A 22,250-nucleotide genomic window follows, 5' to 3' on the forward strand; every position below is an offset into this window, starting at 1 on the left:
GCCCCGGACCGTGACACGGTCCGGGGCCCCACTCGCGCGGGCGGCGCGTACGTCGGCGCGCGGGTCAGAACTCGGAGTTGCGGGCCTCCGAGGCCTGGGCGTTCTGCGTGGCGGCGGCCTTGCGGTCCTTCTCCGCCTGCTCCTGGGCCTCCATCTCGGCGAACACGTCGATGGGCGGCGGCGCCTTGGCGAGGAACACCCAGGTGAGATAGACCGCGAGCAGGAACGGCGGGATCTTCAGCGCGACGAGCACCCAGCCGAGCTGGGCCGTGTCGGCCCACCAGTACAGCGGGAAGAGGATCGCGCACTTCGCGAGGAGGATCAGCCCCCAGGCGTAACTGGCCTTGGCGTACGCCTTCTTACGGCCGGGGTTGCGGGTGCGCCAGGAGAGGTTCTCCTTGAACACCGGGCCGAGGATCAGTCCGATCAGCGGGACGCCCGCGACCGACGTGACGAGGTAGGCCAGGGCCAGCCCGAGCGTGTAGAGCATGCCGGGGAGGTAGAAGTCCTTGGCGTTGCCCGTCATCATCGCGAACACGACACCGAAGGCCACGCCGAAGACGCCGCTGAAGGCGTGCTTGACGGTGTCCTTGCGGACCAGGCGTACGACGACGAGGAGGAGTGAGACCGCCAGTGCGGCGATCGCCGAGGCCTTCAGGTCCTTGTTGATGGTGAAGATCGTGACGAAGAGCAGCCCGGGCAGGACTGTCTCCACCATTCCGCGCAGGCCGCCGAAGGCCTCGAAGAGCGCGGCTTCCGTGACCGCCTTCGCGTCGGCGTCCTGCTGGTCGGTGCGGTGGGGCTGGTCCGTGTCGGACGTCGGCTTGTCGAGAGACGTCACCGGCTACTCCTTGCCGAGCGGTCGGAGTTCGTATTTGGGGTTGAACAGCACCCGGCGTCCGTGGCTCATGGCCACACGACCCGACGCGATGAGCTTGCGGCCCGGCTCGATGCCGACGATGGAACGCCGGCCCAGCCAGACCACGTCGAGCGGTGCGGTCCCGTCGAAGAGCTCCGCCTCCAGGGCGGGCACTCCGGCCCGCGGACGCAAGGTGACCGTCCGCAAGGTACCAGTCACCTTGACGATCTGCCGGTCCGAGCACTCGGAGATGCGCGTGCAGCCCGAGGCGTGTGAGTCCTCCCGGAGCTCCTCGCACTCGAGGTCCTCCTGGGAGGTGGACAGCCGGTCGAGCATGCGTCGGAAGCGGCCGGACGGCTTCTCGGCCCTGCCTGGCTTCTCGAATCGGGGAACAGCGCTCATACCCGAAGGGTACCGGTCTCCCACGGTGGCGGCCGGGCCGCGGTGACCTCACCCGCACGAGTGAACGCTGTCACCGCGGAAGTGGACACCCGTGAGTGGAAACGCTCCCTCCCGGCAGCCTGCCGGCCGATGGAGCTGCTGCTCCGACGGGATACCCGCGGGTGAGGACGCTCGCCCCCGACGCAGGGCGCACCGGTGGAGACGCCTACTCCGGTAGGGACCGCCCACGCTCGAAGCGGTAGCCCATCCCCGGTTCGGTCACGAAGTGCCTGGGGTGGGAGGGGTCCGCCTCCAGCTTGCGGCGCAGCTGCGCCATGTAGACGCGCAGGTAGTTGGTCTCTGTGCCGTACGACGGTCCCCAGACCTCCTGGAGCAGCTGTTTCTGGCTGACGAGGCGTCCCGCGTTGCGCACGAGGACCTCCAGCAGGTGCCATTCCGTGGGCGTGAGCCGCACGTCACGGCCCTCGCGATGGACCTTCTTCGCCGCCAGGTCGACGGTGAAGCCCTCGGCTTCGACGATCACCAGGTCGTCGCCGCCCTCGGTGCCGACCGGTTCCGCCCTGCGTACGGCGGCGCGCAGCCGGGCCAGCAGCTCGTCCATACCGAACGGCTTGGTGACGTAGTCGTCGGCCCCCGCGTCCAGGGCCTCGACCTTCTCGTCGGACGTGTGGCGGGCGGAGAGCACGAGGATCGGGACCCGGGTCCAGCCGCGGAGCCCCCTGATCACCTCGACGCCGTCCATGTCCGGCAGCCCGAGGTCGAGTACGACGACGTCGGGATGGCGGGCCGCGGCGAGCTGGAGGGCCGTCGCTCCGTCCGGCGCGGCGTCCACCTCGTACTTGCGGGCCTTCAGGTTGATCACGAGGGCGCGCACGATCTGCGGCTCGTCGTCGACCACGAGCACCCTTGTCATCGCGGACCTGCCTTTCCTGAATACGTGTACGGGGTGGGGACGCGCCCCGCGGAAACCGGGGCACCGGGCCTCATGACGCCACCTGTGCGGGCGGCGCGGGGCCGGCACCCACCTGGCCGGGCGCTGCGGTGAGGGTGAGGACCATGGTGAGCCCGCCGCCGGGGGTGTCCTCGGCGTCCAGCGTGCCGCCCATGGACTCCACGAAACCACGGGCGACGGCGAGCCCGAGGCCGACCCCGGCGCCGCGCGGAGCGTCACCGTAGCGCTGGAAGGGCTCGAAGATGCGTTCCTTGGCCTCGTCCGGGACTCCGCGGCCGCGGTCGGCCACTCGCAGCTCGACGCGTTCGCCGTGGGAGCTGGCGGCGACGGCGACGCGTTCCCGGCCGGTGCTGTACTTGACGGCGTTCTCGACGATGTTGGCGACGGCCCGTTCCAGCAGTCCCGGATCGACGGCCACCATGGGCAGCGTCTCGGGGATGTCCAGGTCGACGCTGCCCTCGGGTACGCCGCCGAGCGCCATCGGGACGACCTCGTCGAGGTCGATCTCGCGTATGAGCGGGGTGACGGTTCCGGTCTGCAGGCGGGACATGTCGAGCAGGTTGCCGACCAGGTGGTCCAGGCGGTCGGCACCGTCCTCGATGGCCGCGAGGAACTCCGCCTCGTCCGCGTCGGACCAGGAGACGTCGTCGGAGCGCAGGGAGCTCACAGCGGCCTTGATGGCGGCCAGGGGGGTACGCAGGTCGTGGCTGACGGCCGCGAGCAGGGCGGTCCTGATCCGGTTGCCCTCGGCCAGTCTTCTGGCGGCCTCCGCCTCGCCGACCAGGCGCTGCCGGTCGAGGACGACGGCGGCCTGTGCCGCGAAGGCGCCGAGGACGCGGCGGTCCTCCGCGGGCAGCACGCGGCCGGACAGGGCCAGGGCCATGTGGTCGCCGACGGGCATGTCCACGTCGGCGTCGTCGGGGCGGGTCACGGGAGCGGGGCCGACGGATCCGGCGGTGGTCCAGGGGTCGACGTCGCTGCTGCGTTCCAGGAGGGCGACCGACTCCATCGCGAAGGTCTCGCGGACGCGTTCCAGCAGGGCGTCGAGGGCCGTCTCCCCCCGCAGGACGCTCCCGGCCAGGGCGGAGAGGATCTCCGACTCGGCGCGCAGTCTGGCCGCCTGATGGGTACGGCGTGCCGCCAGGTCCACCACGGAGGCCACCGCGACCGCCACCGCGAAGAAGATCACGATGGCGACGAAGTTCTCGGGGTCCTGCACGGTCAGGGTGTGCGTGGGCGGCGTGAACCAGTAGTTCAGCAGCAGGGAGCCGGCGGCGGCCGAGGCGAGCGCGGGGGCCAGCCCGCCGAGCAGTGCGGCGGCGACCGTCAGGAACAGGAAGAGCAGGACGTCGTTGGCGAGCCCCGGTCCGTTCTCCAGTCCGTGCAGGAGCAGGGTCAGGAGTGCCGGTCCGCCGACGCCCGCGATCCAGCCCGAGATGATCCGGGTGCGGCTGAGCCGGGCGCCGCGGGCGATGGGAAGTCCGCGGCCCTTGGCGACCTCTTCGTGCGTGACGATGTGGACGTCGAGGTCGGGGCCGGACTCCCGGGCGACGGTGGCACCGACCCCGGGGCCGTAGACGTACTGCCAGGTCTTGCGGCGGCTGGAGCCGAGGACGATCTGGGTGGCGTTGACGCCCCGGGCGAACGCGAGGAGCGCGCTGGGTATGTCGTCGCCGATGACGTGGTGGAAGGTGCCGCCCAGGTCCTCGACGAGGGTGCGCTGGACCGCGAGTTCCTTGGGCGAGGCCGAGGTGAGTCCGTCGCTGCGGGCGATGTAGACCGCCAGGATCTCGCTGCCCGAGCCCTTGGCTGCCATCCGGGAGGCGCGGCGGATGAGCGTGCGGCCCTCGGGGCCGCCGGTGAGTCCGACGACGATGCGTTCACGGGCCTGCCAGGGGGCGCTGATGCCGTGCTCGCCCCGGTACTGCTGGAGGTACTCGTCGACCCGGTCGGCGACCCAGAGGAGTGCCAGCTCGCGCAGCGCGGTGAGGTTGCCGGGCCGGAAGTAGTTGGACAGGGCGGCGTCGACCTTGTCGGACTTGTAGATGTTGCCGTGGGCCATCCGCCGGCGCAGCGCCTGGGGCGACATGTCGACCAGCTCGATCTGGTCGGCCCGCCGGGCGACCTCGTCGGGGATGGTCTCCTGCTGCCGCACTCCGGTTATCGACTCGACGACGTCACCGAGGGATTCGAGGTGCTGGATGTTGACGGTCGACACGACGTCGATGCCGGCCCTGAGGAGTTCCTCGACGTCCTGCCAGCGCTTGGCGTTGCGGGAACCGGGCACGTTGGTGTGCGCGAGTTCGTCCACGAGTGCGACGGCCGGGGCCCGCTCCAGGACGGCGTCCACGTCCATCTCGGAGAAGACGGCCGAACGGTGCTCGATGTCGCGGCGCCGGATCTGCTCCAGCCCGTGGAGGAGCACCTCGGTGCGCGGGCGGTCGTGGTGCTCGACGAACGCGACGACGCAGTCCGTCCCCCGCTCCACCCGGCGGTGGGCCTCGGACAGCATCGCGTAGGTCTTGCCCACACCGGGTGCCGCACCCAGGTAGATCCGCAGCTTGCCGCGTGCCATGGCCCCATTGTCTTCTCTGCAGCGACTTCCGCCGATGCGGGAGCCGCTGTCGAAGCTACCCCGAGAGAATCCGGCGCAGGGATCCTGACCCCTGGAGCGGGGTCCGTATTGACGGGATTCTGATGCGGGGGCGGTGACCTGGGGCGGGCGGTCCCGTCTCACCCGGGGCTACGCGTGTTCGACGATGTGCCCGTCGCTGAGCTCCAGAACCCGGTCGGCGAAGCCAAGCAGCTGGGGGTCGTGGGTGGCCACGAGCACGGTGACGCCCTCGCTGCGCACTACGGCCCTCAGCAGCTGCATGACCGCGAGTCCGGTCTCCGCGTCGAGCTGCCCGGTGGGTTCGTCCGCGATCAGGAGCGCGGGCCGGTTGGCGAGTGCGCGTGCGATGGCGACGCGCTGCTGCTGGCCGCCGGAGAGCTCCGCGGGACGCTGCTGCGCGTGGTCGCCGAGACCCACCAGCGAGAGCAGCAGGGCGACGCGCTCCTCGCGCTCTGCGGGGTCGGTCTTCCGCAGCCGCATGGGTACGCCGACGTTCTCCGCCGCGGTCAGGATGGGGATCAGGCCGAAGGACTGGAAGATGAAGCCGATCCGGTCCCGGCGCAGCTCCAGCAGCCCTTCCTCACCGAGTTCGGAGAGGTCGGTGCCGCCGACCGTGATCCGGCCGCCGTCGTGCGTGTCGAGACCGCCGACGAGGTTGAGCAGGGTGGTCTTGCCCGAGCCCGAGCGGCCCTTGAGTGCGACCAGCTCACCGCGGGATATCTCGAACGAGACCCCTCGTAGGGCGTGCACGGCCGCGGCGCCGGTCCCGTACGAGCGGTGCAGGTCCTCGATCCGCACCATGGGGCCGTCGGCCGCGCTGTCGGCCAGGGCCGTACCGCCCAGTGCGCCGGTGCTCCGTGTCATCGCTCTCCCCCGTGCGTGTGCCGCCCTCTGTGCCGCTCTCCGGCAGCCGCAAGTATGTCCGTGCGGCCCCCGCAGAGGCAATGAAGAGGCCGGTGGGCCGTACCCGGTCCCGGGTGCGGCCCACCGGCCTCGACGTGCCGTGCGGCGCGCTCAGCGCACCTCGGTGATCTCGGGTCCGCGCTGGAGGTTGCCCATCCCGCCGGAGAACTTGGAGCTCTCCTGGTCCTCCTGCTGCACACCCTCGGGCACCATCTGGGCGTCGTTGGGGAGCTTGAGGACGATCGGGTCGCGCGGGGCCATCGGGCCGTCACCGCGCACGACGACGGTGTCGCGGAAGATCGTCTCCAGCAGCCCGGCGGCCTCCGGCTGCACGGCGCCCTGACCGGAGATCACTCCGCGCAGGAACCAGCGCGGTCCGTCGATCCCGACGAAGCGCACCAGCTGTACGCCGTTCTTCCCGTCCGGGAGCTGCACGGGTACCTGGGCGCGCAGTTCCCAGCCCAGCGGACCCTCGACCTCGTCGATGATCCCGCCCTGCTGGGTGATGCCCGACGCGATCTCGTCACGCACCTCGCCCCAGATGCCCTCCTTCTTGGGAGCGGCGAAGGCCTGCAGCTGGATCGCGCTGTCGCGCAGCACGACGGTGGCCGCGACGATGGCGTCACCGGCGACCTCCACACGGAGCTCCATGCCCTCGACCCCGGGCACGAAGACGCCGCCCAGGTCCACCCGGCCCTCGCCGGGCTGGGAGACCTCGGAGATGTCCCACGGCCCGTCCGGCCGGGGTGCCGGCGGAAGGTTGGTGCGGCGCGAGCTGCCCGCGGCGCCGTCGAGCTCGTCGGCGACCTGCTCGGCCTCGCGCGCTTCGTCCACCGTGTCCTCGGCGGAACCACTGTTCTTGCGACGTCCGAACACGTCAACGTCCTTCCCGGTCGGATACGACCGAAGCGTAGCTGTTCCCACCCTGGGTGTTACCGCCCGTGACACCGTCCACGGCGGCGTGACCGCCGGTGGATCCGAAGCCCCCCTCGGCCCGCGCGGAGCCGGGGAGTTCCGTCACCTCGTGGAAGCGCACCTTCTCGACCTGCTGGACGACCAGTTGGGCAATCCGGTCGAACCGTTCGAACTTCACGGTCTCGCGAGGGTCGAGATTGACCACGACGACCTTGATCTCCCCACGGTACCCGGCATCGACCGTCCCCGGGGCGTTCACGAGAGCCACTCCGCAGCGTGCGGCGAGGCCGGAGCGGGGGTGCACGAAGGCGGCGTACCCGTCGGGCAGCGCGATCGACACCCCGGTGGGGAGCACGGTCCGCTCGCCCGGGGCGAGCTCGGCGGCCTGGGTGGTCACCAGATCGGCACCGGCGTCGCCGGGGTGTTCGTACGCGGGGATCGGCACCTCGGGGTCGACCCGGCGGATCAGTACGTCGACGGGGTTTCGCATCAGGGGTTCACCTCGAAGGCACGTGCGCGCCTGACCTGGTCCGGGTCCGCCATCGCCGCCCGGATCTCCTCCGGCCGTCCGTTCTCGGTGAAGTGCTCCACCTTGACCTCGACGAAGAGCGCCTCCGCACGGACGGCGACGGGCCCCTCGGGGCCGCCGATCCGTGCCGTCGCGCGGCAGTAGTTCTTCCGGCTGTGCACGGCGGTGACCTCGGCCTCCAGGAAGAGCTCCGTGCCCACCGGCACCGGCAGGAGGTAGTCGGTCTCCAGCCGTCCGGTCACCGCGATCACCCGCAGCAGCCAGCTCAGCGCACCGAGCGTCTCGTCCATCGCCGTGGCCAGGACACCGCCGTGCGCGAGTCCCGGGGCGCCCTGGTGGGCCGGCCTCACGGTGAACTCGGCGGTGACGCTCACGCCCTCTCCGGCCCGCGCCTGGAGGTGCAGCCCGTGCGGCTGTCCGGTTCCGCAGCCGAAACAGTGTTCGTAGTGCGAGCCGAGGAGCTCGCCGGGCGCGGGGGCGTCGGGATGACGGACCGGTTTCACCGCCGCGGCCGGGGGTGTCAGACGTGCAGATGTTCCACTCACAGGCGCAGACCTTACCCGCGCGGCCGACTCGCGGTCGCACCGTGCCAAGCTAGGTTTCATGCAGCCTTCCGCACCCCCCTTCGACGAACGTCTCACCGCGCCCCGTACGTGGTGGCTCATCGCCTTCGGGATCGGCGTCGCCTGTGCCCTGATACTCCTTCCCCTCGGCGCCCTGCCGCTGCTCGGCGGCCTGGTGGGAGGCACCGCGGCGGCGTGCGCCGTCGTGAGCTCGTACGGCTCCGCGCGCATCCGGGTCGTGGCGGGCGCGCTCGTCGCGGGCGACGCCCGGATCCCGCTGGAGGCGCTCGGTGACGCCGAGGTCCTGGAGGGCGAGGAGGCCCGCGCTTGGCGCACGTACAAGGCGGACCTCCGGGCCTTCATGCTGCTGCGCAGCTACATCCCGACGGCGGTCCGGGTGAAGGTGACGGACCCGGCCGACCCGACTCCGTACGTCTATCTGTCGACCCGGCAGCCGCAGGCCCTGGTGGCGGCCCTCGCGCCCGTGCCCGCCTGAGCGGTCAGATGCCGGGGCCGTCCAAGCCCTTGGGCAGCTCCTCGGCGGGCCGCACGGGCTGTTCCAGCGGGGGAAGCTCCGGAAGACGGTCCCAGGGGACCTGATGGCGCCGCAGGTCGTCCCTGACCCGGTCGGCGAGCTTTCTGGTGTCCCGTCGGTTCATCATCGCGCCGACCACGGCTCCGATCATGAACGGAATGAGGTTGGGCAGGTCGCGCACCGTGCGCTTCATGATCTGCTGGCGCAGTTCACGCTTCATCTGGCCGCCGAGTGCGGCGTTGAGCGTGGTGGGGCGTGAGACGTCGATGCCGCGCTCCTCCGTCCAGGACGTGAGGTAGGCGGTGCTGCGCTGCCCGAGGTTGCCCGGGGGCCGTCGGCCGTAGACCTCGTGGAGCTCGGCGACGAGCTTCATCTCGACGGCGGCCACGCCGGTGATCTCCGCGGCGAGTTCGGCCAGCATGGCGGGCGGGACGGGCATCATCGCCGCCGCCCCGATGCCCGCGCCGACGGTCGCGGTGGCGTTGCACGCACCCGCGACGAGCTTGTCGGCGAGTTCTTCGGGGCCGAGCCCCGGGAATTGTCCGCGCAGGGTGGCGAGGTCCCGCACGGGGACGCGGGGTGCCGTGTCGATGATCCGGTCGGCCACCATGCCGAGCGCGGCCCGGACGCTCGCCCGGCTCCTCAGCACGCCCCGTTTCAGTGAGTTCAGACGGCCGGACTCCTCCGGGGGCGGCCCCGGTCCGTCCTGCCCGGGCCCGTGTGCCGAGCCCGCCGCCCGTACAGCTTCGAGCGAGGCCGGACGGCCTCGCTCGTCAGATGTGCCGGGGAAGGGCGGCAGGGCGGCCTGGTACTCGGCGGTGGGGTTCCCACCCTGCGCCAAGCCCGTGCCGCCCTGTTGCGCCTCCGACGACTTCGTGCGCCGCAAGCGCCGCTTCCTAAACGGTGTGTCGCCTGCCACGGCCGGTTCCCTCAGTCGCAGTCGCGGCAGATGGGCTGACCGTTCTTCTCGCGCGCCAGCTGGCTGCGGTGGTGCACCAGGAAGCAGCTCATGCAGGTGAACTCATCGGCCTGCTTGGGCAGAACCCGCACGGCCAGCTCTTCGTTGGACAGGTCTGCGCCGGGCAGCTCCAGTCCTTCAGCCGCGTCGAACTCGTCCACGTCGACGGCGGATGCCGTCTTGTCGCTCCGACGAGCCTTGAGCTCTTCGAGGCTGTCCTGATCGACGTCGTCGTCGGTCTTCCGTGGGGTGTCGTAATCCGTTGCCATGTCGCTCTCCCCCTCATGGGTGTCTGCGGTGTCTCAGCGCACGTAACGCGTGAGAGGCCGGACTTGTGCCCGACCTGAGGCGGAGATTTTGCCTCACATCAAGGTCTGTTACTCAATCGACACCCAACCGGATCTCTCGTGAGCGATCAGCTTGGGTGGCGATGGGGACCGTACACGGTCCGATTGCTGCAGTTCACGGGCGCCACCCCGTGTACTTCCCGTGATATCACCCCCCGGAAACCCGGACGTTTCCAGACTTTCGGGGAGAGTTGTGATCACGGAGAGTAGAGGTACCTAAATTTGCTCTTGTGATCGATCACACAAGGACAGAACGCGAACAGAGTTCGAGAATTCCGCCCAAAGCGAACAGAGCGATCCAATCCGGCCTCACGTCGTGAAGCCTCTCAGACCGGCAGGGTGACGCGCATCACGAGACCACCGCCCTCGCGGGGCTCCGCGATGATACGGCCTCCGTGCGCCCGCGCGACGGATCGCGCGATCGACAGGCCGAGTCCGACACCCTTGTCGCTCCCGGTCCGCTCGGTGCGCAGCCTCCTGAACGGCTCGAAGAGGTTGTCGATCTCGTACGCCGGCACGACGGGTCCGGTGTTCGTGACCAGGAGGAGCGCCTGTCCGTGCTGGAGTTCGGTGGTGACTTCCACCCAGCCGCCGTCCGCGACGTTGTAGCGCACAGCGTTCTGCACGAGGTTGAGCGCGATGCGCTCCAGGAGGACGCCGTTGCCCTGGACGACCGCCGGCACGCGCTCACCCCGGATCTCCACGCCCTTCTCCGCCGCCTCCGACCTGGCCTGGTCGATGGCACGGTCGGCCACCTCGGCCAGGTCCACGGGTTTGCGCTCCACGATCTGGTTGTCGCTGCGGGCGAGCAGGAGCAGGCCCTCCACGAGCTGCTCACTTCGCTCGTTGGTGGCCAGGAGCGTCTTGCCCAGCTGCTGGAGCTCCATGGGCGCCCCCGGGTCCGAGAGGTGGACCTCCAGGAGGGTGCGGTTGATGGCGAGCGGTGTGCGCAGTTCGTGCGAGGCGTTCCCGACGAACCGCTGCTGCGCCGTGAAGGCCCGCTCCAGGCGGTCGAGCATCTCGTCGAAGGTGTCGGCGAGCTCCTTCAGCTCGTCGTCCGGGCCGTCCAGCTCGATCCGGCGGGTCAGGTCCGTGCCGGCGACCCTCCGGGCGGTGCGCGTGATCCGGCCCAGCGGGGACAGGACCCGGCCGGCCATGGCGTAGCCGAAAGCGAAGGCGATGATGCTGAGGCCGACGAGGGCCAGGAGCGCCCTGTTCAGGAGACTGTCCAGGGCATGCTGCCGCTGCGCCGCGGTGCAGTCCTTGATCGCCTCGTTGAGCTGGTTGTTGTTCAGCGCGGAACCGAGCTGCGGACAGGTGTCGCTGGAGATCCGGACGTTCGTGCCGGACACCTGGAACACCAGCCCGCCGCCCGCGTCGTGCAGGGCCTGGGCGGCCAGCATGTAGATGATCGAGAGCAGCAGGATGCCCGCGATCAGGAACATTCCGCCGTACAGGAGCGTGAGCCGTATCCGGATGGTCGGACGCAGCCACGGGTAGGTGGCTTCCTGCGGCTTCGGCTCCCAGGTCGGTTTCGGGGGCGCCGCGACAGGGCCCGGGGATGCTGCCATCACGCCCTCAGATCCGGTATCCGGAGCCGGGGACCGTCACGATGACCGCGGGCTCACCTAGCTTGCGGCGCAGGGTCATGACCGTCACCCGGACCACGTTGGTGAACGGGTCGGTGTTCTCGTCCCAGGCCTTCTCGAGCAGCTGTTCCGCCGACACGACCGCGCCTTCGCTGCGCATCAGGACCTCGAGGACGGCGAACTCCTTCGGGGCGAGCTGGATCTCCTGGTCGTCCCGGAAGACCTCGCGGCGGTTGGGGTCGAGCTTGATGCCGGCCCGCTCCAGCACGGGCGGCAGCGCGACCGTCGTACGGCGCCCCAGGGCGCGTACGCGGGCGGTCAGCTCGCTGAAGGCGAACGGCTTGGGGAGGTAGTCGTCCGCTCCGAGCTCCAGGCCCTCGACCCGGTCGCTGACGTCACCGGACGCGGTGAGCATGAGCACCCGGGTGGGCATGCCGAGCTCGACGATCTTGCGGCAGACGTCGTCGCCGTGCACGAGCGGGAGGTCCCGGTCCAGCACGACGACGTCGTAGTCGTTGACCCCGACCCGCTCGAGGGCGGCCGCTCCGTCGTAGACGACGTCCACGGCCATGGCCTCCCGGCGCAGTCCGGTGGCAACCGCATCGGCGAGCAGCTGCTCGTCCTCGACGACGAGTACGCGCACGGCGCAGTCCTTCCCTAGTTCTCCGGAAATACGGCGAGCGGCCTTCGACACGGCCGCTCGCAGCACGTCAGCGGTACCGACTGTGCGTGTCCATCCTGCCTTCAACAGCCATAAACCGGCGGTAAGACGACGCGTCCGGGCCGGACCTCCGGGGAATTGAACGGATTTCCCGGGCAGTTGAGGTTTCTCTGAGGCTGGGCGGGGGGAGGACGACCTCACACCCGCGATCACGCCATGTGTGTGGCGTACCACCACAGCCCGTCCTGCTTCCAGAGGGACTGCGTGATCACCCGCGCCCCGGCCTCCGTGCCGGGGGACCACCGGGCACACCCCCGTGCCACCGACCCACGATGAGGGGGCGCTCCATGGACGCTTTCACCGCAGGTCTGCTGCAACGAATCAAGACCACCGAGTCCGACCTCACGATGGCTCGCGAGACGGGCGACGACTTCCTCGCGGACGTCGAACAGGGAGAGCTCGACGACCTGCACCGCCTGGCCGCCGAGCACGGCGTGGAAATCGGCGCCACAAGCGTCTGAGCCGCTACGGGAGGGCCCGGAGAGCCGTCATGGCTCTCCGGGCCCTCCCGTCGTACCAGCGCCCTCCGGTGGGCCTCCAGGGGCGCCGGAGAGCCGCGTGTCAGTCGTGCCAGGCGCCGAGATCCTCCAGGAGCGCCTGCAGCGGCTCGAAGACACCGGGTGTCGCCGCGACCGTCAGGTCCCCGTCCGCGGGCAGGCCGGGCCGTCCTCCGGTGAGCGCGCCGGCCTCCCGGGCGATGAGGTCGCCGGCCGCCACGTCCCAGGGGTGCAGTCCGCGCTCGTAGTAGCCGTCGAGGCGGCCGGCTGCGACGTCGCAGAGCTCGATGGCCGCCGATCCGCCGCGCCGGATGTCCCGCAGCCTGGGAATCAGCCGCTGCGCCACGGCGGCCTGATGCGTGCGGACCTCGGTGACGTAGTTGAAGCCGGTGGACACCAGGGCCTGGTCGAGGGGGGCCGCGGGGCGGCAGTGCAGCGCCTCGCCGTTGCCGTACGCGCCCCGGCCGAGGACCGCGTGGAACGTCTCGCGGCGCATCGGGGCCTCCACGACCCCGACGACCCGCTCGCCGTCGCGTTCGGCTGCGATGGACACGGACCAGGTCGGCAGGCCGTAGAGGTAGTTCACCGTGCCGTCGAGGGGGTCGATGACCCAGCGGATGCCGCTGGTGCCTTCGGCGCTGGCTCCCTCCTCGCCGAGGAAGCCGTCGGCGGGGCGGTGCTCGGAGAGGTAGCCGGTGATCAGCTTCTCCGCCCGGATGTCCATCTCGGTGACGACGTCGATGGGGCTGGACTTGGTCGCGGCCACCCCCAGGTCGGCGGGACGGCCGTCGCGGAGCAGGGCGCCGGCCCGGCGGCCCGCTTCGAGGGCGAGGTCGAGCAGTTCGGACAGGAGGGGGTCGTTCACAACGCTCCAGACGTGGGTGTCGCGGGGCACGGACGGGCCGCCGGAGCCCTCTCGGCGGGAGGGCGGCGCCCGGCCGGCTGCTAGAACGGGCTGTCGGCGCCGGCCGCGGCCGGCTTGGGGGTCCTGGCCGGGCAGCACCCGACGGGGCAGAGGTCGTGCGAGGGCCCCAGCGCGCCCAGTGCGCACCGCTCGGCCGGGCGGTCCTGTTCGGTGGCGGCCCGCTCCAGGAGGAGCTCGCGCACAGTTGCCGCGAACCTGGGGTCGGCGCCGACCGTCGCGGACCTGCGGACCGGCAGCCCGAGCTCGGCGGCCTTCGCCGTCGCCTCGGTGTCGAGGTCGTACAGCACCTCCATGTGGTCCGAGACGAACCCGATGGGGGCCATGACGACCGCCGGCACCCCGTCACCGTGAAGCGTCTCCAGGTGGTCGCAGATGTCGGGCTCCAGCCACGGGATGTGCGGCGCGCCGCTGCGCGACTGGTAGACGAGTTGCCACGGGTACTCGACTCCCGTCTCCTCGCGGACGGCCTCGACGATCAGCCGTGCGACCTCCAGGTGCTCGGCCACGTAGGAACCGCCGTCTCCGTGGGTCTCCACCGGCCCCGAGGTGTCGGCTGCGGCCGTCGGGACGGAGTGGGTGGTGAACGCGAGGTGCGCGCCCGCCCTGACGTCCTCGGGGAGGTCGGCCAGCGAGGCGAGCACACCGTCCACCATCGGCCGCAGGAAGCCGGGGTGGTTGAAGTAGTGGCGCAGCTTGTCGACCCGGGGCACCGCGAGCCCCTCGGCCGCCAGCACGGCCAGCGACTCGGCCAGGTTCTCGCGGTACTGACGGCACCCGGAGTACGAGGCGTAGGCGCTGGTGGCCAGCACGGCGATCCGGCGGTGCCCGTCGGTGACCATCTCGCGGAGGGTGTCCGTGAGGTAGGGGGCCCAGTTGCGGTTGCCCCAGTAGACCGGGAGCTGCAGGCCGTGTTCCGCGAAGTCCTTGCGCAGGGCCTCGAGCAGCGCCCTGTTCTGCGCGTTGATCGGGCTCACGCCGCCGAAGAGGAAGTAGTGCTTGCCGACTTCCTTGAGCCGTTCCTCGGGGATGCCCCGGCCGCGTGTCACGTTCGCCAGGAACGGGACCACGTCGTCGGGGCCTTCGGGACCTCCGAAGGAGAGCAGGAGCAGGGCGTCGTACGGAGCTGGATCACGCAGATCGGACATGTACCCGATCCTGCCACCCTGCTCCGGCAGTGCGGCACCCGACATCGGCCGGCGCCGGGTGCCGGTGGCCGACCGTAAGCTGTGTCAGGCATCTGCACACCTGACAGGCTTCATCGGAGCACCCCTTGCCCAGCCCCTACCGCGCCATCTTCTCCGCCCCGGGGAGCCGGGCCTTCTCGGCCGCCGGATTTCTCGGACGGATGCCGCTGGCCATGATGGGGATCGGCGTGGTCACCATGGTGTCCCAGCTCACCGGCCGCTACGGGCTGGCGGGCGCGCTCTCCGCGACGCTGGCCCTCGCGGCGGCGGCCATGGGGCCGCAGGTGTCCAGGCTGGTCGACCGGTACGGGCAGCGCCGTGTCCTGCGCCCCGCCACCCTGTTCGCCGTCGCCTCCGTTGCCGGGCTGCTGATCTGTGCGCAGCAGCGGCTGCCCGACTGGACGCTCTTCGTCTTCGCCGCCGGCGCGGGCTGCGTCCCGAGCGTGGGGTCGATGGTCCGGTCACGCTGGGCCGAGATCTACCGGGGGTCGGTGCGGCAGCTGCACACGGCGTACTCGTGGGAGTCGATCGTCGACGAGGCGTGCTTCATCTTCGGCCCCATCATCTCCATCGGTCTGTCGACCGCCTGGTTCCCGGAGGCGGGCCCCCTGCTGGCCGGCGGGTTCCTGGTGGTGGGTGTGTTCTGGCTGACGGCGCAGCGCGCCACGGAGCCCACGCCGCACCCGAAGGAGCACCACACAGGCGGCTCGGCCCTCAGCTCGTCGGGTCTCCAGGTGCTGGTGCTCACGTTCGTCGCCACGGGCGCGATCTTCGGGGCCGTGGACGTGGTGACGGTGGCCTTCGCGGAGGAGCGCGGCCACAAGGCGGCGGCCAGTCTCGTGCTCGCGGTCTACGCCCTGGGATCCTGCCTCGCCGGGGCGGTCTTCGGCCTGGTCCACGTCAAGGGGAAGCCGGCCACCCGGTGGCTGGTGGGGGTGTGCGCGATGGCCGTGAGTATGATCCCCCTCCAACTGGCCGGGAGCCTGCCGTTCCTGGCCGTGGCGCTCTTCGCCGCGGGCCTCGCCATCGCACCGACGATGGTCACCACGATGGCCCTCGTCGAGCAGCACGTACCGCGCACGAAGCTGACCGAGGGCATGACCTGGACCAGCACGGGACTCGCGGTCGGGGTGGCGCTCGGCTCCTCTGCCGCAGGCTGGGTGGTCGACGTTTCGGGGGCCGAGTCGGGGTACGTGGTGCCCGTCGCAGCGGGGGCGCTCGCGGCCGCGGTGGCGTTCCTGGGGTATCGCCGGCTCGCGGAGCCGGTTCCTACGGGAGGGCGCGGGGAAGATGACCGACACCTACGCACGGACGGCGAGCACGTGGCGTAACTGGGCGGGCAATGTCACCGCCCGGCCGGCGCGCGTGGAGTCCCCCGCATCGGTCGACGAGCTGGCGGACGTCCTCCGCCGGGCGTCCGAGGACGGCCTGACCGTGAAGCCGGCCGGCACGGGGCATTCGTTCACCGCGGCCGCGGCGACGGACGGCGTCCTCGTACGCCCGGACCTGCTCACCGGCATCCGGGACATCGACCGTGGGACGATGACGGTGACGGTCGAGGCAGGTACCCCGCTGAAGCGCCTCAACGCCGCGCTCGCCCGCGAGGGGCTCTCCCTCACGAACATGGGCGACATCATGGAGCAGACGGTCGCCGGGGCCACCTCCACGGGGACCCACGGCACCGGACGCGACTCGGCGTCGGTCTCGGCGCAGATCCGGGCGCTCGAACTGCTCACGGCCGACGGCTCGGTGCTGCGCTGCTCGGCCGACGAGCGGCCCGACGTCTTCGCGGCTGCCCGGATCGGCCTGGGCGCACTCGGCGTGGTCACCGCGGTCACCTTCGCGGTGGAGCCGGTCTTCCTGCTGACCGCCCGCGAGGAACCGATGACCTTCGACCGCGTCACGACCGACTTCGACGAGCTGGTCACCGAGAACGAGCACTTCGAGTTCTACTGGTTCCCGCACACGGGCAACTGCAACACCAAGCGCAACAACCGCAGCGCCGGCCCCGCCGCTCCGCCCGGACGGGTCAGGGGCTGGGTCGAGGACGAGCTGCTCTCCAACGGGATCTTCCAGGTCGCGTGCACGGTCGGCCGGGCGGTGCCCCGGACCATCCCCGCCCTCGCGAAGATCTCCAGCCGCGCCCTGTCGGCCCGTACCTACACCGACATCCCGTACAAGGTGTTCACCAGCCCCCGGCGGGTGCGCTTCGTCGAGATGGAGTACGCCCTGCCGCGCGAGGCCGCCGTCGAGGCGTTGCGGGAGCTCAAGGCCATGGTGGACCGCTCGCCGCTGCGCATCGGTTTCCCGGTGGAGGTCCGCACGGCGCCCGCGGACGACATAGCGCTCTCCACGGCCTCGGGCCGGGACAGCGCGTACATCGCGGTGCACCTGTACCGGGGCACGCCGTACCAGTCGTACTTCACCGCCGTCGAACGGATCATGACCGGGTACGACGGCCGCCCGCACTGGGGCAAGATCCACACCCGGGACGCCGCATATCTGGCCGGGGCCTATCCGCGCTTCGGTGAGTTCACCGCCGTACGCGACCGGCTCGATCCGGGCCGGCTGTTCGCCAACGACTACCTGCGCCGCGTGCTCGGCGACTGACGTGCGAGGTCCGGGAGCACGGGCGGGACGGGTTCACCGGCCTGCGTCCCCCTCGGACGCCGCACCGTCCTGCTGACCGGCGGCGTCGCCGGCTCCGGTCGTGGCCGGTGCGGACGGTGTGCCGGGGGCGGACGGCGTGCTCTGCGGCGTGGTGGGGTTCTCGGATGCCGAAGGCGTGGGAGCCGGTTCGTCGGTCGCACCGCCGCCCTCGGACGGGTCGGGCAGCGCGCTCTGTCCGTCGCCGGAGTCCGCGCCCGGCGTCGTGGCACCTCCCGTGTCCGGCCGGCGCCCGTTACCCCCGTCGCCGTCCTGCCGGGTTCCGGTGGAAGGTTCGGGGGACTTCACCCCACCGCCGGACTCGCCCCGGACGACCGAGCCCACGGTCGTCCCCCCGTTGCCGCCGAGGTCATGGCCGGAGGCCGCCTCGTACACCGTGATGCCGGCCATCGAGAGCACGAACACACCGGTCGCCGCGAGGGCCGGGCGCTTCCAGCCCCGGACGCGGGTGCCGTGGGTGCGGGCCTCGGAATAGAGGTCTCCGGGGAGCGCCCCGAGGCGGGCCGCGTCCGTCACCGGACCGCCGTCGCCGGGCCGCACCCGGCGGAGCGGCCGGGTGCGGTCGGCGTCGGACTCCGTCACGCCGGGCAGGACGGTGGTCGCCTCGTCCCGCGGCCACTGCGACGCGGGTGACGTCTCCTTGGTGCGCACCGTCACCTGACGGCCCGCCGGATGTTTCACCTGGACGGTGACTTCACGGATCTGTTCGCCGGTGCGGCGGAAGAAGTGCTGGAAGACCGATCCTCCGCAGGTGGCCACCACGCTCATCACGCCGGCGCCCGCGATGGTTCCGTACACGCCGAGTTGTGAGGCCATGACCGCCGCCGCGACCGCTGCGACGGCGCTGCCTGCAACCTGCGGCAGGCTCAGATCTATGCGCCTTTCCTTATGTTCCGCATCACTCTGCGGCTTCTGAACCATGATCAGCCCCTGCTCGACAACTACCCCACCTTGCACCAGGAAAGGACATATGAGCGAATCAGATAGTTCCGATTCTGGAGTTTCTGTGAAGCAGCACACGCATCGCGGGCATACCGCCGAGAACGGGGTAACCCAACACCCGTGCCCGGCGAGAACTTCGGCGGCGCGCCGGTCCACCCGCGTGGCCCGAATGGAGTACTGTGACGAGCCCTGGGGCCGGACTCCCGCATGGGTGGCCGGACCTACGGGAGGGAGCCGAAAACGGCACTCGAACCGGCGGCGCCGCGGCATCGCACGGGCGCCTGCTACACGGAGCGACGATTCGGTCGCTACGCGTCGCAACAGGTAACCGTGCCATCGTGACGTTCCAGGGCCAAGGCCCGACACGCCGGGTAACTTGGCAAGGTTGTGGCAGGCTGAACCCGGGCAGGTCACACTCGACTAGCGGAAGCAGCGACGCACGTGACGTCGGCAGGCACCACCCGGGAGGTTCCCATGCCCGAACTGCGTGTCGTGGCCGTCTCAAACGACGGCACACGACTGGTGCTCAAGGCTGCGGACAGCACGGAGTACACGCTTCCGATCGATGAGCGGCTGCGTGCCGCCGTGCGCAACGACCGCGCACGCCTGGGCCAGATCGAGATCGAGGTGGAGAGCCATCTCCGCCCCCGCGACATCCAGGCGCGGATACGCGCCGGTGCCTCCGCCGAGGAGGTCGCGCAGTTCGCCGGCATCCCGGTCGACCGGGTGCGCCGCTTCGAGGGTCCCGTACTCGCGGAGCGTGCCTTCATGGCCGAGCGGGCCCGGAAGACTCCCGTACGCCGTCCCGGCGAGAACACCGGACCCCAGCTCGGCGACGCGGTACAGGAGCGCCTGCTGCTGCGCGGCGCCGACCGCGAGACCGTCCAGTGGGACTCCTGGCGCCGGGACGACGGCACCTGGGAAGTCCTCCTCGTGTACCGCGTCGCGAGCGAACCACACTCCGCGAGCTGGACCTACGACCCGCCCCGGCGGCTGGTCCAGGCCGTGGACGAGGAGGCGCGCTCGCTGATCGGCGAGACGGACGACGTCGCGGCCCCCGAGCCCAGCTTCCCGTTCGTGCCCCGGATCGCCCGCCTCCCGCGCGACCGGCCGCTGGATCGTGCGCTGGACCGTCAGATCGAGCGGCCCGCCCCTCCGGCCGCGGAACCGGAAGAACGCCTCGGCAGCGTCTCCGCGGGCGAGCGCGACTCGCTGACGAGCCTCCTGGAAGCGGTACCGAGCTTCCGCGGCGACATGGTGGTGCCCGAGCGCCCCTCGCAGCCCGAGCCGCCCGCACTCGAACCCGCGCCGCAACAGGAGCCCGAGGCGGACGAGCCCCCGGCCGCGGCTGCGGGCGCCGGTTCCGCCTACGCCGATGTGCTGATGCCGCGCGCGGTGGCCGGGCACCGGGACCGGCTGACCGGCACCACGGACCGCCAGGCCGAGGCCGACGGGGTACGCCCCGGGCGCCGGGCGGCGGTGCCGAGCTGGGACGAGATCGTCTTCGGCACGCGGCGGAAGAAGCAGGACTGAGGACCGGTCCGGACACCGACGGCATGAGGAGGGCCCGTGCGCAGTGGCACACGGGCCCTCACGCCTCGGGGCAGGCGGCAGCGTCAGCGGGGGTCGGGTCCCGTGGCGACCGGCCGGGACTCGTCCGCGGACCATTCCGACCAGGAACCGGCGTAGAGGGCGGCTCGGTGTCCCGCGATCTCCAGCGCAAGCACCTCATGGGCGCCCGAGACACCCGAGCCGCAGTAGACGCCGACCTCGGTGGCCCCGTCGGCACCCAGGGCCGCGAAGCGGGAGGCCAGCGACCCGGCCGGCAGGAACCGCCCGTCCTCGTCGACGTTCTGGGTGGTCGGGGCGGAGACCGCACCCGGGATGTGCCCGCCCACACGGTCGATGGGCTCGACATCGCCCCGGTAACGCTCCGCCGCCCGCGCGTCGAGCAGGAGCCCGGAGCGCGCGAGCCCGGCGGCACCGTCGGCGTCCAGCAGGCCGAGCGCACCCGGTGCGGGCCGGAAGTCGCCCTCGGCGGGCTTCGGAATCGCGGTGGTGAGCTCGCCCGTCCACGCCGCAAGCCCCCCGTCCAGCACACGGACATCGGGGTGGCCGGTCCAGCGCAGCAGCCACCAGGCGCGGGCGGCGGCCCAGCCCAGCCCGCCGTCGTACACCACTACGGGACTCTCGCCTCCCACGCCCGCGCGCCGCATGACGGCTCCGAAGGCTTCCGGGTCCGGCAGGGGGTGACGGCCGCCGCGGCCCTCCGGGCCGGCGAGTTCGACGTCGAGGTCGACGAACACCGCGCCCGGGATGTGCCCGGCCTCGTAATCCGCGAGGCCGTGCGGTCCGCCGAGCTGCCAGCGGACGTCGAGGAGCACCGGCGGCCGCGGCCCGGCCGACACGCTCAGGTATTCGGATGCGGTGATGATGGGCTTCATGGGTGCCATCCTCGCGCAGTGACCGCCCTCGACGCCGCCTCCACGAAGCGGACTTTTAGCAACAAAACGTTCAACTCGGCGAGCGGAAGCCGGAAAACGCGGCGCGGCCGGGGTGCCTCGGCGGCTCAGTGGTGCGAGCATCTGCACGGAGCGTACGCACCCGTATCCGTACCGCTGGACGTCGGGCAGGCCCCGTCCCCCCGTACGCCGACCCCGATGGTACGAGGAGAGAGAAGAAGATGACCGAGGCTGCCGCCCGGCGCACTCCCGGAGCACCGTGCTGGGTGAGTCTGATCGTGCACGACCTGTCCGCGACCCAGGACTTCTACGGTCAGTTGTTCGGCTGGGAGTTCCGGCCGGGGCCCGAGCAGTTGGGGCCGTACGTACGGGCGCTGCTGCAGGGCAAGGAGGTCGCGGGTATCGGGCAGCTACCGCCGGACCGGCACCTCCCGATCGCGTGGACGACCTATCTCGCCACGGAGGACGCGGACGCCACGGCGGAGGCGATCCGGTGCTGCGGCGGGACGGTGGCGGTCGGCCCCATCGTCGCGGGCAGTGCGGGCCGTCTGGCGATCGCGTCGGACCCCGGCGGAGCTGTGTTCGGCATCTGGCAGGCGACGGAGCACCTCGGTACGGCTCTGGCGGACACTCCCGGCACACCCGTGTGGAACGAACTGGTGACCCGGGAGACCGCGTCGGTCGCCAAGTTCTACCAGGCGGTGTTCGGCTTCGAGACCGATGCGGTCGTGTCGGCCGACTTCGACTACCAGACACTGCACCTGCGGGGCCGCCCGGTCGCGGCCCTGCACGGCGTGGGGCACGGGCTGCCGCGCGACCGCGGGCCGCACTGGATGACGTACTTCCAGGTCGCCGACACCGATGAGACCGCGGCGCGCGTGAGCGAACTGGGCGGGCGCGTACTGCGTCCGCCGAGGGACACGCCGAGCGGACGGCTGGCCACGGTGGCCGACCCGGAGGGCGCGGTGTTCACGATCGTGCGGCCGCCGGCCGACTGAGCGGTCGCGCCACCGGCGGGCTGTGTCATCTCGCCCGGGCGGGCCGGAATCCCACGTACACGCCGTCCCTGAACAGCAGTTGCTGGTGCGTGCCCACTTCGGCGATACGGCCGCCCCGCAGGGCCACGACACGGTCGGCCCCTGGATCGTGTACAGCCGGTGCGCGATGACGAAGACGGTCCGGCCGCGCACGAGCCGGGTCAGGGCCTCCTGCACGAGGATTTCCGAACGAACGAAAGGGTTGTTCTCGGGTCTCCGCCGCGTGATCGTCTCCGGCCCGGGTAGCCGCCAGGAATGTTCAGGCATAGGCGCGTACGAGTTCTGACCGTGCTGCTCAGCGGCTGGGTGGTGCTGACCGCGGTGGAGCGGGTGGCCGAGGATGCACCCTGGCCGAGCGCGGTCCTGGGCGGGCTGCTGTGGGCTTCCCTGGTGGCCGCCGTCTGGTGGTTCGCGGAGTGGACGCAGTCACCGCTGCGCACCGCGCGCGCGAAGCGGCACAGGCACGCAGGCGGGAAGCCGCCATGTCGTACGGGGAAACAGTCGACACAGACACGGACATGGAGCCCGGTCGCGATCCCGGGCCCGCCGGCAGCCGGGCCGACTCCTCGGCTCCAGCGCCTCACTGACGCGTCGCCGGATCAGGACCCGTCAGCGCGAACCGCCCGTGCGCACCTCCTGGGTGCGCACG

General features: G+C 71.3%; 23 protein-coding genes and 1 pseudogene. 7 read left to right on the forward strand and 17 right to left on the reverse strand.

Annotated elements, in window-relative coordinates; genetic code table 11:
- Positions 1-64: 64 nt before the first annotated feature.
- The 8 genes from ACFU5K_RS26655 to ACFU5K_RS26690 form a co-directional block, all read right to left on the reverse strand.
- Entirely contained in the window at positions 65-841 is a 777-nt protein-coding gene (locus tag ACFU5K_RS26655; protein ID WP_384066071.1) for a DUF3159 domain-containing protein, read from the reverse strand.
- A gap of 3 nt (positions 842-844) precedes the next feature.
- Positions 845-1,261, reverse strand: coding sequence for an OB-fold nucleic acid binding domain-containing protein (locus ACFU5K_RS26660; protein WP_384066073.1), 417 nt, complete (start codon positions 1,259-1,261; stop codon positions 845-847).
- 205 nt (positions 1,262-1,466) lie between these two features.
- Entirely contained in the window at positions 1,467-2,174 is a 708-nt protein-coding gene (locus ACFU5K_RS26665; RefSeq protein ID WP_384066075.1) for a response regulator, read from the reverse strand.
- A gap of 70 nt (positions 2,175-2,244) precedes the next feature.
- Positions 2,245-4,788, reverse strand: coding sequence for a DUF4118 domain-containing protein (locus tag ACFU5K_RS26670; RefSeq protein ID WP_384066077.1), 2,544 nt, complete (start codon positions 4,786-4,788; stop codon positions 2,245-2,247).
- 168 nt (positions 4,789-4,956) lie between these two features.
- A complete protein-coding gene (locus tag ACFU5K_RS26675) occupies positions 4,957-5,691 on the reverse strand; it encodes an ABC transporter ATP-binding protein (protein ID WP_384066079.1) in 735 nt (244 codons plus the stop codon).
- A 150-nt stretch (positions 5,692-5,841) separates the two neighbouring features.
- Complete coding sequence (locus tag ACFU5K_RS26680) at positions 5,842-6,606, reverse strand: DUF3710 domain-containing protein (protein WP_384066081.1); 765 nt, start codon at positions 6,604-6,606, stop codon at positions 5,842-5,844.
- A gap of 1 nt (position 6,607) precedes the next feature.
- Positions 6,608-7,135 carry a dUTP diphosphatase gene (gene dut, locus ACFU5K_RS26685; RefSeq protein WP_384066083.1) on the reverse strand — a complete coding sequence of 176 codons (528 nt, stop codon included), beginning with the start codon at positions 7,133-7,135 and terminating at the stop codon, positions 6,608-6,610.
- Entirely contained in the window at positions 7,135-7,677 is a 543-nt protein-coding gene (locus tag ACFU5K_RS26690) for a PaaI family thioesterase (protein WP_384066110.1), read from the reverse strand. Before ACFU5K_RS26690 ends, dut begins: the two co-directional genes overlap by 1 nt.
- Positions 7,678-7,777: 100 nt before the next feature.
- On the opposite strand from ACFU5K_RS26690, the gene ACFU5K_RS26695 reads away from it, so the two are divergent.
- Positions 7,778-8,233 carry a DUF3093 domain-containing protein gene (locus tag ACFU5K_RS26695; protein ID WP_384066085.1) on the forward strand — a complete coding sequence of 152 codons (456 nt, stop codon included), beginning with the start codon at positions 7,778-7,780 and terminating at the stop codon, positions 8,231-8,233.
- Positions 8,234-8,237: 4 nt separating this feature from the next.
- Here the strand turns inward: ACFU5K_RS26695 and ACFU5K_RS26700 are convergent, their stop codons facing one another.
- The 4 genes from ACFU5K_RS26700 to ACFU5K_RS26715 all read right to left on the reverse strand — a co-directional run bounded on the left by ACFU5K_RS26700 (position 8,238) and on the right by ACFU5K_RS26715 (position 11,809).
- Positions 8,238-9,191, reverse strand: a complete 954-nt coding sequence (locus ACFU5K_RS26700) for a hypothetical protein (protein WP_384066087.1) — start codon at positions 9,189-9,191, stop codon at positions 8,238-8,240.
- An 11-nt stretch (positions 9,192-9,202) separates the two neighbouring features.
- A complete protein-coding gene (locus ACFU5K_RS26705; protein WP_003965732.1) occupies positions 9,203-9,499 on the reverse strand; it encodes a DUF4193 domain-containing protein in 297 nt (98 codons plus the stop codon).
- A gap of 404 nt (positions 9,500-9,903) precedes the next feature.
- Positions 9,904-11,148 (reverse strand): sensor histidine kinase, encoded by a 1,245-nt coding sequence (locus ACFU5K_RS26710; RefSeq protein ID WP_384066089.1) that lies wholly within the window; start codon positions 11,146-11,148, stop codon positions 9,904-9,906.
- Between the two features lie 7 nt (positions 11,149-11,155).
- Entirely contained in the window at positions 11,156-11,809 is a 654-nt protein-coding gene (locus ACFU5K_RS26715; protein WP_327113679.1) for a response regulator transcription factor, read from the reverse strand.
- A 365-nt stretch (positions 11,810-12,174) separates the two neighbouring features.
- Between ACFU5K_RS26715 and ACFU5K_RS26720 the strand changes: the two genes are divergently transcribed.
- Positions 12,175-12,348 carry a hypothetical protein gene (locus tag ACFU5K_RS26720; RefSeq protein WP_327113681.1) on the forward strand — a complete coding sequence of 58 codons (174 nt, stop codon included), beginning with the start codon at positions 12,175-12,177 and terminating at the stop codon, positions 12,346-12,348.
- A 100-nt stretch (positions 12,349-12,448) separates the two neighbouring features.
- Here the strand turns inward: ACFU5K_RS26720 and ACFU5K_RS26725 are convergent, their stop codons facing one another.
- Together ACFU5K_RS26725 and ACFU5K_RS26730 are read right to left on the reverse strand one after the other, a co-directional pair.
- Complete coding sequence (locus tag ACFU5K_RS26725; RefSeq protein ID WP_384066092.1) at positions 12,449-13,249, reverse strand: inositol monophosphatase family protein; 801 nt, start codon at positions 13,247-13,249, stop codon at positions 12,449-12,451.
- A gap of 80 nt (positions 13,250-13,329) precedes the next feature.
- Complete coding sequence (locus tag ACFU5K_RS26730) at positions 13,330-14,454, reverse strand: ferrochelatase (RefSeq protein ID WP_384066094.1); 1,125 nt, start codon at positions 14,452-14,454, stop codon at positions 13,330-13,332.
- Positions 14,455-14,579: 125 nt separating this feature from the next.
- On the opposite strand from ACFU5K_RS26730, the gene ACFU5K_RS26735 reads away from it, so the two are divergent.
- The gene (locus ACFU5K_RS26735; RefSeq protein WP_384066096.1) at positions 14,580-15,824 is read left to right on the forward strand and encodes an MFS transporter; all 1,245 of its coding nucleotides are present in this window, start codon (positions 14,580-14,582) and stop codon (positions 15,822-15,824) included.
- Entirely contained in the window at positions 15,784-17,103 is a 1,320-nt protein-coding gene (locus tag ACFU5K_RS26740) for a D-arabinono-1,4-lactone oxidase (RefSeq protein ID WP_384066098.1), read from the forward strand. Before ACFU5K_RS26735 ends, ACFU5K_RS26740 begins: the two co-directional genes overlap by 41 nt.
- A gap of 33 nt (positions 17,104-17,136) precedes the next feature.
- Here ACFU5K_RS26740 and ACFU5K_RS26745 read toward each other — a convergent pair whose 3' ends face one another.
- On the reverse strand, positions 17,137-18,081 hold the full coding sequence (locus tag ACFU5K_RS26745) for a hypothetical protein (protein ID WP_384066100.1): 945 nt from the start codon (positions 18,079-18,081) through the stop codon (positions 17,137-17,139).
- Positions 18,082-18,576: 495 nt separating this feature from the next.
- On the opposite strand from ACFU5K_RS26745, the gene sepH reads away from it, so the two are divergent.
- Positions 18,577-19,635, forward strand: a complete 1,059-nt coding sequence (sepH, locus tag ACFU5K_RS26750) for a septation protein SepH (RefSeq protein WP_384066102.1) — start codon at positions 18,577-18,579, stop codon at positions 19,633-19,635.
- Positions 19,636-19,718: 83 nt separating this feature from the next.
- On the opposite strand, the gene ACFU5K_RS26755 is transcribed toward sepH, so the two are convergent.
- On the reverse strand, positions 19,719-20,546 hold the full coding sequence (locus ACFU5K_RS26755; RefSeq protein ID WP_384066104.1) for a sulfurtransferase: 828 nt from the start codon (positions 20,544-20,546) through the stop codon (positions 19,719-19,721).
- Between the two features lie 239 nt (positions 20,547-20,785).
- Between ACFU5K_RS26755 and ACFU5K_RS26760 the strand changes: the two genes are divergently transcribed.
- Positions 20,786-21,562: a VOC family protein gene (locus tag ACFU5K_RS26760; RefSeq protein ID WP_384066106.1), complete on the forward strand. Its 777-nt coding sequence runs from the start codon at positions 20,786-20,788 to the stop codon at positions 21,560-21,562.
- Between the two features lie 25 nt (positions 21,563-21,587).
- Here the strand turns inward: ACFU5K_RS26760 and ACFU5K_RS26765 are convergent.
- Positions 21,588-21,793 (reverse strand): annotated as a pseudogene (locus tag ACFU5K_RS26765) (ABC transporter ATP-binding protein); the annotation flags it as partial.
- 63 nt (positions 21,794-21,856) lie between these two features.
- Between ACFU5K_RS26765 and ACFU5K_RS26770 the strand changes: the two are divergent.
- Positions 21,857-22,250: hypothetical protein (locus ACFU5K_RS26770; protein WP_384066108.1), on the forward strand; the 394-nt coding region annotated here is incomplete at its 3' end.

It is taken from the genome of Streptomyces sp. NPDC057428, assembly GCF_042803195.1.
GTDB lineage: Bacteria > Actinomycetota > Actinomycetes > Streptomycetales > Streptomycetaceae > Streptomyces.